Origin of the sequence: Rossellomorea sp. LJF3 (assembly GCF_037046045.1) — a bacterium.
GTDB lineage: Bacteria > Bacillota > Bacilli > Bacillales > Bacillaceae_B > Rossellomorea.
Genome location: NZ_JBANLY010000028.1, coordinates 29,393 through 41,481 on the forward strand (window position 1 = coordinate 29,393; position 12,089 = coordinate 41,481).

Annotated in this window: 10 protein-coding genes; 6 read left to right on the plus strand and 4 right to left on the minus strand. The window is 44.7% G+C overall.

Features of this window, described 5'->3' with window-relative positions; translation table 11 throughout:
* Window positions 1-54 precede the first annotated feature (54 nt).
* From V8G47_RS18845 to V8G47_RS18855, 3 genes are all read left to right on the plus strand, one after another.
* Entirely contained in the window at window positions 55-1,623 is a 1,569-nt protein-coding gene (locus tag V8G47_RS18845) for a mechanosensitive ion channel (protein WP_336201429.1), read from the plus strand.
* Between the two features lie 195 nt (window positions 1,624-1,818).
* On the plus strand, window positions 1,819-3,507 hold the full coding sequence (locus V8G47_RS18850) for an ABC transporter ATP-binding protein (RefSeq protein ID WP_336201439.1): 1,689 nt from the start codon (window positions 1,819-1,821) through the stop codon (window positions 3,505-3,507).
* Entirely contained in the window at window positions 3,500-5,281 is a 1,782-nt protein-coding gene (locus tag V8G47_RS18855) for an ABC transporter ATP-binding protein (protein WP_336201430.1), read from the plus strand. The genes V8G47_RS18850 and V8G47_RS18855 overlap by 8 nt, the downstream gene beginning before the upstream one ends.
* 427 nt (window positions 5,282-5,708) lie before the next feature.
* On the opposite strand, the gene V8G47_RS18860 is transcribed toward V8G47_RS18855, so the two are convergent.
* The gene (locus tag V8G47_RS18860; protein WP_336201432.1) at window positions 5,709-6,131 is read right to left on the minus strand and encodes a pyridoxamine 5'-phosphate oxidase family protein; all 423 of its coding nucleotides are present in this window, start codon (window positions 6,129-6,131) and stop codon (window positions 5,709-5,711) included.
* Window positions 6,132-6,261: 130 nt separating this feature from the next.
* Between V8G47_RS18860 and V8G47_RS18865 the strand changes: the two genes are divergently transcribed.
* Complete coding sequence (locus tag V8G47_RS18865; protein WP_442970878.1) at window positions 6,262-6,906, plus strand: uracil-DNA glycosylase; 645 nt, start codon at window positions 6,262-6,264, stop codon at window positions 6,904-6,906.
* Between the two features lie 27 nt (window positions 6,907-6,933).
* Here V8G47_RS18865 and V8G47_RS18870 read toward each other — a convergent pair whose 3' ends face one another.
* Window positions 6,934-7,182 carry an alpha/beta-type small acid-soluble spore protein gene (locus V8G47_RS18870; protein ID WP_336201434.1) on the minus strand — a complete coding sequence of 83 codons (249 nt, stop codon included), beginning with the start codon at window positions 7,180-7,182 and terminating at the stop codon, window positions 6,934-6,936.
* Between the two features lie 179 nt (window positions 7,183-7,361).
* On the opposite strand from V8G47_RS18870, the gene V8G47_RS18875 reads away from it, so the two are divergent.
* A complete protein-coding gene (locus V8G47_RS18875) occupies window positions 7,362-8,819 on the plus strand; it encodes an alanine/glycine:cation symporter family protein (protein ID WP_336201435.1) in 1,458 nt (485 codons plus the stop codon).
* A gap of 44 nt (window positions 8,820-8,863) precedes the next feature.
* Here V8G47_RS18875 and V8G47_RS18880 read toward each other — a convergent pair whose 3' ends face one another.
* Window positions 8,864-9,349: a hypothetical protein gene (locus V8G47_RS18880; protein ID WP_336201436.1), complete on the minus strand. Its 486-nt coding sequence runs from the start codon at window positions 9,347-9,349 to the stop codon at window positions 8,864-8,866.
* 184 nt (window positions 9,350-9,533) lie between these two features.
* Between V8G47_RS18880 and V8G47_RS18885 the strand changes: the two genes are divergently transcribed.
* The gene (locus V8G47_RS18885; protein ID WP_336201437.1) at window positions 9,534-10,700 is read left to right on the plus strand and encodes an acyl-CoA dehydrogenase family protein; all 1,167 of its coding nucleotides are present in this window, start codon (window positions 9,534-9,536) and stop codon (window positions 10,698-10,700) included.
* Window positions 10,701-10,806: 106 nt separating this feature from the next.
* On the opposite strand, the gene V8G47_RS18890 is transcribed toward V8G47_RS18885, so the two are convergent.
* Window positions 10,807-11,880, minus strand: coding sequence for an aromatic acid exporter family protein (locus V8G47_RS18890; protein ID WP_336201438.1), 1,074 nt, complete (start codon window positions 11,878-11,880; stop codon window positions 10,807-10,809).
* Between the last annotated feature and the right edge of the window lie 209 nt (window positions 11,881-12,089).

Below are 12,089 nucleotides of genomic sequence, written 5' to 3' on the forward strand. Positions count from 1 at the left end.
GGTAGATAAGTATTAGCATTATACATTTTCCATATATGGAAGGGAGAACATCGAATGAACAATGAGATCACGCGAGAATGGTACGGGTATTTAGGTAAGCTTCCAGATCTGTTATTAGCTTTATTGGTGTTATTGATCGGCTGGATTATAGCAAAGGCTATTGAAAAAGCCGTTTACGGAATCTTAAAAAGAATAAAGATCGATGATAATCTATATTTTGGCAGCAGGACCGGGGAACGGAAATGGACATCGGAGAAAGTCATTAGTAAAATAGTGTACTTTATTCTGCTGGTGTTTGTATTTATCGCTTTCTTCAATATCCTTGACTTGAACTTTATTGCTTCACCTTTAGTCGGTATGTTGAGTACGATGGCGACAGCGATTCCAAATGTCTTAAAAGCGGCACTTATTCTATTATTTGCATGGATCGTTGCCTCTGTCCTGAAGGTGTTGATTGAGAAACTGGGTATGAGACCTGCCGTTAAAAGCACGCTGGTAAGATCTAAGCTGGCGAAAGATGAAAACGATGCACATCGATACGTCTACACGGCGGCAAGAATTGTCTTCTACCTTGTGCTTCTTGTATTCTTACCCGGGGTGTTGGCAGCTCTTAACATTGCAGGGGTTTCAGGACCTTTCACGGAAATGCTCCAAAGCTTCCTGGCGTTTATACCTAAGCTGTTTGCAGCGGCTATCATTCTTCTTGTTGGCTGGTTTGTTGCCAAGATCGTGCGGGATATTGTGACGAACTTCCTGAAGGCGATTGGCACAGAGAGAGTCGCTGATCGATTCGGCATCGGAAAACTTTTTCAAGGAACAACGGTTTCGTCGGTCATTGGGACGATTGCATTCGTCCTGATCATGATTCCGGTCACCATTTCTGCGCTGGATCAGCTGGACATCCGAGGGATTTCAGAACCGGCGATTCACATGCTGAATCAGGTCCTAGTAATGCTTCCGAATATTGCGGTTGCAATTGTACTCATTCTGGCAGGAATCTGGGTTGGTAGATGGGTTGGCGCATTGGTTGCACGTTTACTGAACAGGGTAGGATTCAATTCCCTGTTGCGAAATATGGGGATCGGACGTATAAACGTCAATAAGAACCCATATGAAGCCAAGGGTTCATCCTATATGAATCTATCAGGACTTGTAGGAAGAGTCGTTCAGGTTATCATTGTTTTCCTATTTGTAGTAGAAGCACTTGAAATGGTGCATTTGGAATTCCTGGTCGCTCTGGCAACGGGTGTATTAGCTTATGTGCCACATGTGTTAGCAGCCATCGTCATTCTTGGCGCAGGATTGTACCTGGGTAACTTGGTTAAGAGCATCCTATCCAACGTACTGAGTGATCATTTTCAAGTGCTCCCTTCCATCACGAAATACGCAATCATTGCTCTAAGCTTCTTTATGGCCCTGGATCAATTAAAAGTGGCTGATTCCATCGTCAATATTGCGTTCATGTTGATTCTGGGTGGACTGGCATTGGCTTTCGGTTTAGCCTTTGGTCTGGGTGGAAAGGACTTTGCACAAAAGTATCTTTCTAAACTGGATCGGAAAATTGAAGAAGAAAAGAACAGACCGAATCGTGGAGGTACGGATACTCCACCTTTCAATCAATAACAGGAACAAGCCGCATGATCCCTCTCTATGGGATCATGCGGTTTTTTTATGTGAATCCCCTGGACAGCAGGGCACTTCCAACTACCACCCTGCATAAAAAAACGATATGATGATACATATAAATAATGGCAGATATTTGTTTAGAGGGGTGTTCGTTTGAAGGTCATACGTTTCTTAAAGCCTTACCGTGCTGCCATGGCCGTTGCCTGGAGTCTGATGCTGGTAGAGCTTGCAGTAGAACTATTGAATCCGCTGTTTATGGCGCGGATCATCGATGAAGGAATTCTGAATAAAGACTTGGACATCGTGTTGAAATGGGGATTCATCATGGTCGGGATGTCTCTCGTTGCCTTCTTTTCAGGTGTGGCGAATTCATTTTTTGCTGCCCATACGAGTCAGGGATTCGGATATGATGTGCGGGAAAGCCTGTATAGGAAAGTTCAGTCGTTTTCGTTTGCCAGTTTTAATAAGCTTCCGGCCTCTTCTCTCATCACGAGAATGACGAATGATGTCAGGCAGCTCCAGAACACGATCTTCATGAGCCTCAGGATCATGCTCAGGGCTCCATTATTGGTAGTGGGTTCCACCCTCATGGCCCTGATCGTCAATGCCCGGCTTGCGCTTATTCTGATCGTTGTGATTCCGGTGTTATGGCTGTTCCTGTTTTGGGTGTTGAAACGCGGGTGGAGTCTGTTCGAAAAAGTTCAATCCAGGCTCGATAAAGTAAATGAGGTCATGAAGGAAAACCTTTCCGGAATGAGGTTGATCAAAGCGTATACGAGGAGTAAGCATGAAGAAAGCCGATTTCATGAAGCGAATGAAGATTTGAAGAATCGTACGGTACGTGCCCTCAGGTTCATGGAGATCATTATGCCTCTCTTGATGTTTGTCATGAACCTTGCCCTTCTTTCCGTTCTATGGTTCGGAAGTATAGATGTTGCCTCAGGAGGTACCAAGGTTGGGGAAGTAGTAGCGATCGTCACGTATGTCACGAGAATCTCATCTGTTTTTTCCATATTCTCTTTTATCATCACCAGCTTTTCAAGAGCGAGGGCTTCAGCTGAAAGGGTCGAGGAAGTACTAGAAACCGAGATCGACTTGAAGGATGGAACGGATGTAGACTTTCACAATAAAGTGGTAAGAGGAGAAATATCGTTTAAAGATGTATCGTTTCAATATCCATCCACCAGGGGAAAGGTGCTTCGGGATGTTTCCTTTAAGGTGGAAGCGGGGCAAACCGTTTCCATATTAGGGGCTACGGGATCAGGTAAAAGCTCCCTGTTTCAGCTCATCCCCCGTCTGTATGATGCAACAGGGGGAACCGTTCAATTGGACGGGCGGGAAATCCGGACCATTCCATTAGGGGAAATAAGAAAAAATATCGGATATGTCCCTCAGGAAGTCATCCTGTTTTCCGGATCGGTTTCAGAAAATCTCTTGTGGGGAAAGGAAGATGCCACAAGGGAAGAAATGATTCAAGCGGCAAAAGATGCCCAAATCCATGAAACCATCCTGAATCTCACGAACGGATATGATACGGTCCTCGGGCAAAAAGGGGTCAACCTTTCAGGAGGGCAGAAACAAAGGCTTTCCATTGCCAGAGCCCTCATTCGAAAACCGAAGATCCTCCTGCTGGATGACAGTACGAGTGCGTTGGACTTGAAAACGGAATCGAAGCTCCTTCAAGCAATAAAGAAATATGAGTGTACAACCATGATCATCACTCAAAAGGTCAGTACGGCGATGGAATCCGATCGTATTCTGCTTTTAGAAGACGGAATATTGATCGGGGAAGGGACCCACCAGTCCCTGGTAGAGGATTCCTTTCTCTATCAACAGATTTACCAGTCTCAATTCGGAGAGGGGGAAATCCATCATGTCTAGGCATATACGAAAGATATTGGGGGAAAACGACAAAGCAAAAGATGCGAAAGGGACACTTCTACGCCTGTGGAACTACCTTTCCAAAATGAAGGTCGTTTTGTATCTGGTCATTTTAATGGTGTTCATCAGTTCGGCAGCGGCCCTTCTAGGACCCTTTCTTGTGGGGAAGGCGATTGATGACTATATCGTCACGAAGGAGACATCGGGGCTGGTGGGACTGATCACAGGCTTGATTGCGGTGTACATCCTGCATTCTATGTCCGTTTGGTTCCAAAATTATTGGATGATCGGTGTCGCTCAGGATACGGTATACAGGTTGCGGAAGGATCTCTTCCATCAATTGCATCAACTCTCCATCCCTTTCTTTGATAAACGGAAGCACGGCGAACTGATGAGCAGGGTGACCAATGATATTGATAATGTGAGCGCCACCTTGAATAGCTCGTTCATTCAAATCATATCCAGTGTCCTTACATTAGTGGGGACCGTCTCGATCATGCTTTGGTTAAGCCCGCTCCTCACTCTCATTACCCTGACCATTGTCCCTCTCATGGTCTTTGGCATGAAGTGGATCACGAAACGGACAGGCCGTTTATTTAAACAATATCAGCACAATATAGGTGAATTGAACGGATATATCGAGGAAACGATCTCTGGTCACAGCATCATCAAAACGTTTTCCAGGGAAGAAACGGCCATCGAAGAATTCGGTGAAAAGAATCAGAGGCTGAAGACAGCTGCCTATTGGGCGGATACGTATTCCGGTTTCATCCCAAAACTAATGAACGTGCTGAATAATCTCAGCTTTGCCGTGATTGCCGGAGTGGGAGGGGTCTTTGCCCTGAACGGCATGATCACGATCGGTGTCATTGTCATATTTGCAGAGTATGCGAGGCAGTTCACACGGCCATTGAATGAGCTGGCGAATCAGTATAACACGCTCCTCTCAGCGATTGCAGGAGCCGAGCGTGTATTTCAAATTTTAGATGAAGAGGAAGAAGCGAAGGACGAAGGAGATGCCGTGGAAATACAGGACGTTGAAGGTAAGGTCGAGTTTCAACATGTTTCGTTCTCCTATGAAAAAGGGGAACGGACGCTTGAGGATGTATCCTTTTCCATACGTCCCGGTGAAACCGTTGCCCTGGTCGGACCAACAGGGGCTGGTAAGACAACGATCACGAATCTCCTATCCCGGTTTTATGAGCTGAATGAAGGAAGGATAGAGATTGACGGCCAAAATATTCAGGCCATTAAACGAAAAAGCTTACGTCAGCAGATGGGCTTCGTTCTCCAGGATAGCTTCCTGTTCCAGGGGACGATTGCCGACAATATCCGTTACGGCCGGCTCGATGCGAGCGATGACGAGGTGGAGGATGCCGCTAAGCTCGCCAATGCCCATACCTTCATCGAGAAGATGCCCGAGGGCTACGATACGATGTTGAGGGCGGATGGAAGCGGGATCAGTCAGGGGCAGAAACAGCTACTATCCATTGCGAGGGCCATCCTTTCCAATCCGTCCATCTTGATCCTGGATGAAGCAACGAGCAGTATCGACACGATTACGGAGTTGAAGATCCAGGATGCCCTCAAACGGTTGATGAAGGGACGGACGAGCGTAGTGGTGGCGCATCGCCTTAACACGATCCGTCAGGCTGATCAAATCCTGGTCCTTGATGGAGGAAGAATCATTGAACAGGGCACTCATGGTGAGCTTCTAAAGACGAAGGGCTTTTATCATGGGTTGTATCACAGCCAGTTGAAGGAGAGCGGTTGAGAAGGCAGAAGACAGGGAAGATTCAACGAGCACATAAAAAAACACCTCAAAAGTCAGCGCTTTTGAGGTGTTTTTTCTTATAAAGGGGCTAATCATCCCGTTAGCGATCCCTTCGATACTGCCCTTAATCGGATAAAGGCAATTCTGTAACTTGCAACATCACAAGTAATATATTTATATCTTGAACGTTGTTTGCAGATAATAAACAGCCGCGGGCAATTCCTTGAGTCGTTTGATATACCTAAACGACGTAAGCCCTACCTCTCTTACATCCTAACGGCTCCGAAGCCGATCCAGTGTGAATAAGTTGTTAAATCAAAACAGAATAGAATTACGAATTATCTTCTCTATCGTTTCAATGTATGTTACAAGATTACAATAACTAAATATATCATTAATCTTGTAATATGTCAAGGAATCATTTTAATTATAATTCAAGCGACTGCGGCGAATCTTCTTCATCGTTCATCAGACGAATGGCTGTCGGCTGGATTTTCAGGACGATGTAATTTGGATCGTCCGGGCCTTCAAACCATCTTTTCATATGGTCATTCCATAGTTTTTCTTTGTAGTGTGCAGAATCTTCGACGGAAGCACGTCCTTCGATTTCAACAAATGTGTCTCCGTATCCTTCCCCTTCATAGCCAAGGAGGATGTGGACATTGGGATTATCTTCTATTTCATCGGTTTTATGCGTGTCACTGCTCGTTGGCGTATATAAAGTGAGTTCATCATGTGAGAACGTCATATAGCGGGAATGAGGCTTATTATTCTTCACAGTCGCCAGCGTACCCACTTTGCTTTCGTCAAGAACCTTTAAGATTTGTTGTTTCAGTTCAGCTTGTGACAATCAATCCATCTCCTTTAATCTTTCATTTACCCATACTATTCCTTTTCTGAGAGGGAAATAAACATGTGGATGTGTAGACTCCCTCCACATCGGGAATAACGAAAATAATAAGAAGTGAAGGATGATGCGCATGATACCGGAAACACTGGTGAATCTGTGTAAAGAGCGGATGGAGCCTTATAACTGTGAAGGCTTTGTCCATGGAAGAGGACCGATGAACCCTGCCATCATGATTGTCGGGGAGGCACCCGGGGAAACCGAAATTCATAATGGGATGCCCTTCAGCGGGAGAGCGGGTAAGGTACTCGATCAGTTTTTTCATTACCTCGGTTTAGGAAGGGAAGATATTTACTTCACCTCTACTGTCAGGAGCAGACCTTACAAAATCGTACAAAAGAAAACCGTGGACAATGAAATGATCGAAAAGAAATACAACAGGGCTCCGATTCTTAAGGAACAGCTGGCCCATGCACCGATATTGGATTATGAGCTCCAACATGTGAAGCCGAAGCAGCTTGTCACATTGGGTAATATAGGGCTGCAAAGATTGTTGGGGAGGAAATATACGATTTCGGACTGTCACGGCCAGTTGATCCATTCGAAGGTAAGGCGGTTGAAAGATCTCGATTCTAATGAATGGACCTGGAGCGAGGAAACCTACTCCATCTTTCCAACCTTTCACCCAGCTTCGATTTTCTATAATCGGTCGCTGGAAAAAGACATCTATAAGGATCTTGATCATTTGAAAGAAATACTCCTTAAGAAGAAAAGCTGACATCCGGTGTGTCAGCTTTTTAAATGATCATTTTTTCGACATATTCTCCTGAGCCATTCTGACAAGCTCCTTCACCATATTCCCACCGATCGATCCTCCGACCTTCCCCGCTTGTTCGGACGTTAATTTTCCATTATAACCTCTTTGTAGAGGGATTCCCTGTTCTTTTGCGATTTCATATTTGGCTTCCTTTGGATCCAGGGTACCCGACACTCTCGCTTTGAGCTCATCCATTGCGGCTCGGGATTCAGGGGCGAGAAGTTTTCTTTTCGACATTTTATCACCTCTTTAATAGAGTGCCCCAAATTTTTTTTACGAGTATAAAGTCTTGGCATATAAGGGTTTTTCTACGTTTGGGATATTTTCGTCATAAAAAAGGATTGTCTATATTGTGTCAAATAAAATATAATTCTTAATAGTTAGAAAATTTTTATAAAAATAAAGGGGGAAATGCCGTGGAAGAATTCGTTGGCAAGCTCGTAGGGATCCTTTGGTCCCCGGTCATGATTTATTTTTGTTTAGGCGTAGGCTTACTATTTTCTATTTTAACGAAGTTTTTGCAGGTCCGGTTGATTAAAGATATGGTGGTTCAAATGTTTAAGGGTGGAAGCTCAAGTGCAGGGGTGTCTTCATTCCAGGCTTTGGCACTTTCATTATCCGGACGTGTAGGAACAGGTAACATCGCCGGTACGGCTACTGCCATCGCCTTCGGTGGTCCGGGAGCCGTCTTCTGGATGTGGGCAATTGCATTCATCGGTGCAAGCAGTGCCTTTATTGAGTCTACATTAGCTCAAATTTATAAAGTGAAACAGGACGGGGAATACCGTGGGGGACCAGCCTATTATATTGAAAAGGGTATTGGCTGGAAGTGGTATGCCGTACTATTCTCGTTTGCAACATTACTTGCTATGAGTATCCTAATGCCGGGGATCCAGTCAAACTCCATTGCATTAGGACTGGAAAATGCATTCGGCCTTAACACGACGGTCACAGGTATCGGTCTTGTCGTGTTAATCGGGGTCATCATCTTTGGCGGAGTCAAACGTATTGCGGGAGTGGCTCAGTACGTCGTGCCATTCATGGCCATTGCGTATATTCTTCTTTCCCTTATCATCGTCGGAATGAATATTGCTGAGATCCCGGCTGTTTTTGCCCTTATTTTCAAAAGTGCCTTCGGTGTCGATTCCGTATTCGGCGGTATCATCGGTATGGCTGTTTCATGGGGTGTGAAACGCGGGATCTATTCCAACGAAGCAGGTCAAGGAACAGGACCCCATGCTGCTGCTGCGGCAGAGGTTTCACATCCGGCGAAACAAGGATTGGTTCAAGCATTTTCAGTTTATATTGATACCCTTCTTGTTTGTACGGCAACAGCATTCATGATCCTGTTTACGGGCTCATTCAATACGGAAGGTCCTGACGGGACGATGCTTGCAAACAATCTGGATGGTATTGAAGCGGGTCCTGGCTATACACAGGCTGCCATTGAATCCGTCATTCCTGGATTCGGGGCATCATTCGTGGCGATCGCTTTATTCTTCTTTGCCTTTACGACGATCATGGCATACTATTACATGGCTGAGACGAATGTGGCTTACTTGTTGAGAGGCAAGAATTCAAAGGCGGCCATGGTGCTCCTGAAGGTAGTCCTTCTTGGAGCCACTTTCTACGGAGCGGTAAGAGAAGCGGCTCTTGCGTGGGCGTTGGGTGATATCGGACTTGGACTTATGGTATGGCTGAACCTGATCGCGATCCTTATCCTTGCCAAACCGGCGCTTATAGCGTTGAAGGATTACGAAGAACAGAAGAAGCAGGGGCTTGATCCGGTCTTCAACTCGAAAAAACTCGGTATTAAAAATGCAGAGTTTTGGGAGCAGGAATACAAAGTCGAAGATAAAGAAAATGCATCATAATCTACAAAAAAAGAAACCTGTTGCCACTGTGGCAGCAGGTTTTTTTACTGAAGTGGGGCTTTGATTTTAGAATAAAGCCTTTCACCGATATATTTTTGGAAAGCATACATGAGCAGTGATTTCATGAAAAACAGAACGGATAGCTTGTATTGCTTTAAATGAGTCAATTTCCACACACCCAGTTTTTTGAAAAGGGAATAAAAAGGGTATGTAAAAAATGAATCAACAAGAATGTTGACGAATACATAAAGGTAGATGTTTTGATAAGTGAATTTCAGGATCCACACCGATCCTGTCAGGAAAACCCCGATGACAAATGGCATGATGCCGTTTACTTTCGGGAAAAGCCTTGTTGAGATGGTCCACCAATTGATTCTCTCTGCCAACACATTTTCAGAATACACAAGAAGTGACATGAACATAGAGGCGGGTAAATATCGTTTTAAGGTTTCTTTTCCTGCCAATAAGAGAAATACCCACGATATGAGCATCAGAATCAATATGTACCGTTTATTGCGTTTGTGGCTCAAGGTCATTTCCTCCTTAGTGTGTGATGTTACTTATAGAATGTTCATTGTAAAAGCAATTATTCGGTTGAAGGAGAAAATGTAACCCGATCAGATTAGTAAGCTTTATCTTTGAGTCGGGCAGCGAAATTGATTATGATAAACGGAGAACAGGAACGTCATTTTATCATTGGGAGGTGCTGTTTCATTGGATGTATATCAATCGTTTATACAGAATGAACGCCAAAGGAAATTGGTTGATCTGGCTGGGAAGCTGGCTGATGCTTTTTCTGAACGGGGGGAGTCGTACGATAGAGAGGATGCGTTCCCACATGAAAATTTCAGCGACCTCAAAAAAAGTGGGTATGGGGCACTGTCTCTTCCGAAAGAATATGGGGGAGAAGAGATCAATTTATATGAGCTTGTGATGATCCAGGAGAGGCTGGCTACAGGGGATGCCGCAACGGCATTGTCCATTGGCTGGCACTTGGGGGGATTGATGGAGCTTACAGAGACCCGTGCTTGGGAGGAAGAGATTTTCAAGGATCTGTGTGAGGAGATTGTGTCAAACAAGGCTCTCGTGAACCGCGCGGCCACAGAACCGGCAACAGGCAGCCCGACACGAGGGGGACTGCCTCTGACCAAGGCTATCAAAACCGACAAGGGTTGGAGAATAACAGGCCGGAAATCCTTTACTTCAATGGCGAGAGTACTGGACTATTCCTTAGTATCTGCTGTAATCGGTGATACTGAAGAGAAAGGATTCTTCCTTGTGGATCATGACTTGGAAGGCGTGAGCATTGAGGAGACGTGGGATACGATTTCCATGAAGGGGACAGGGAGTGATGACCTCGTTCTTAAAGATGTCCAGTTACCGCCTTCTTCCCTCGTGGAGCGGGACAGCGACCAAGGGAAGAGTGATCTTCCTAAAGCATGGCTGCTTCATATCCCTGCCTGTTATATAGGGGTAGCGATGGCAGCACGTAATTATGCCATCCAGTTTGCCAAAGACTACTCCCCGAACAGTCTGCCCGGACCGATCAAGGATGTTCCTGAGGTCCAGCGGAAAATTGGTGAAATTGAATTAGAGTTGTTTAAAGCCAGGCAGATTCTGTATTCCGTGGCAGATAAGTGGGTAAGGGAGCCTGCAAAGCGGGGAGATATGGCTGCAGAACTCTCTTCTGTCAAGCACATTGTCACAAACAGCGCCTTTCATATCGTGGACACTGCCATGAGGATCGTAGGAGCGAGGAGCCTCTTCCGGACCAATCCCATGCAGCGTTTTTACCGTGATGTGAGAGCAGGGCTCCATAACCCTCCAATGGATGATATGGTCATTGCAATGTTGGCGAATAATGCTTTGAAAGAGACATGAGACAAATGCGTTTCAGACAAAATAAATCCGAACGGTCATTCGACATTCTTTACTGAATATCGAATTCGTTCGGATTTTTTCGTTTTTGTAAAAGGATATTTAATCATCATTCCGTGGGCAGTGCTTTTTTCAGTGCGTTACGATGCTGTGCCTCAAGGAGATGAATCCCACTCAGCTCTTCAACAAGATCATGAATGGATAACAGCTCATAAAGCATGATGGTTTCGCAGGAGAAATGATGCTTCATGGATTGGAATGGTTTCATATGAAGCCCCTCCTGATCCTCCCAGAATTCCTCCAATAAATTCTTCATAAGAGTGAAATGCTGATCGGGAATATCAAATGAAGGATGATGCATGATGCCTTTTAAACTTAATGTTGCATCCATGATCCGCTCTTTTTCTTCTTCACTGAAAGAATAGTGAACAGGCAGATAGATGATGTTACCGATATGAAAAAGAATTTGTCTCAAGATGTTCAGCTTCTTATATTCATAATGGAAGCATCGCATTTCCTGACGGTTGGAGCGGTGGAGCTTCCATTCTTCTTTCTGGTATTCGCAAAGAGTATCCGTCAATTCAATCTCTCTTAAAATATCATTGAATATCAACTTCGTCTCTCTGTGCAGAGAATGATTATGAAGGACTTCAGATCCCCTTCTTTCCAACAGATTCCCTGTTTTGAAATAGAGATTATGAATATTGGTTGAAATCGTGTTGCTATACTTAGGTGGGAGGATCCACAGATTGACCAAGGTCGATACGATCAATCCGATCGTAGTCGTACCAAGACGGATGAAAAACGTTGCAACGTAGTGATCATGGATCGTGGGAATCATGGCGATCCCCGTTAATGTAGCGACCAGGATACCAGCTCCCAGATGAAGCTTGTGACAGGTGATGATCGTCAGGAGCGCAACCAGGGCATAGGTAAGGGCATGGTCCCCTAACGTATGAGTGATGATGACGGCAAATAAAGCACCGATAGCCGAAGCTGGAAAGCGGACGTACGCTTTTTTGATTGAATTGGCAGCCGTTGGTTCAATGGTGACGATGGCGGTAATGACGGCAAAGGTCGCCGGCCAATTCAACAGTTCACATACGAGAGCAGTAAGGAAAACGGCAAGTCCCGTTTTAGCAATCCTTCCCCCGACAAATTGAAATTTTTTCAAAAAACCCATAATATGCCCCTCTTTAATAAAATCGCTATGTTCTATTATAAAGTAAGAAAAAACCAAATTAAATAAATGGACAAAAAAAGAACTGTTCAGGGAACAGTTCTCAGCTTGTAGACAAAGTCTAAGAATTAGACCAAGTCTACAAGCTTTTTTTGTATAATAGAAAGGAATAAAGCTTTTGTGGGGGATAAAAATGTTATCAAAACACACTA